The organism is Bradyrhizobium sp. sGM-13 (genome assembly GCF_018398875.1).
Taxonomy (GTDB): Bacteria; Pseudomonadota; Alphaproteobacteria; order Rhizobiales; family Xanthobacteraceae; genus Bradyrhizobium.
Genome location: NZ_JAGWDK010000455.1, coordinates 1 through 231 on the forward strand (window position 1 = coordinate 1; position 231 = coordinate 231).

Below are 231 nucleotides of genomic sequence, written 5' to 3' on the forward strand. Positions count from 1 at the left end.
GCGACATGGGCAGATGGCAAACCATCGAGCGGCGCCTATCCGATCCCGCAGCCCGTGAAGCTCGACCTCGAAAAGGCCAAGGAATACCTGAAGGCGGCGGGCATGTCTGACGGCTTCTCGACCACGTTCAGCTTCAATGTCGGCCAGGCCTCGACCGCCGAACCGATGGCTGCCCTGGTGAAGGAATCGCTGGCCAAGATCGGCATCAAGGTTGATATCCAGAAGCTGCCG

General features: G+C 61.0%; 1 protein-coding gene. It reads left to right on the plus strand.

All coding sequences use genetic code 11. From position 1 onward, the window contains the following. Positions 1-231 (plus strand): ABC transporter substrate-binding protein (locus tag KJQ96_RS39640; protein ID WP_249735134.1); only part of this gene is annotated, 231 nt, incomplete at both ends.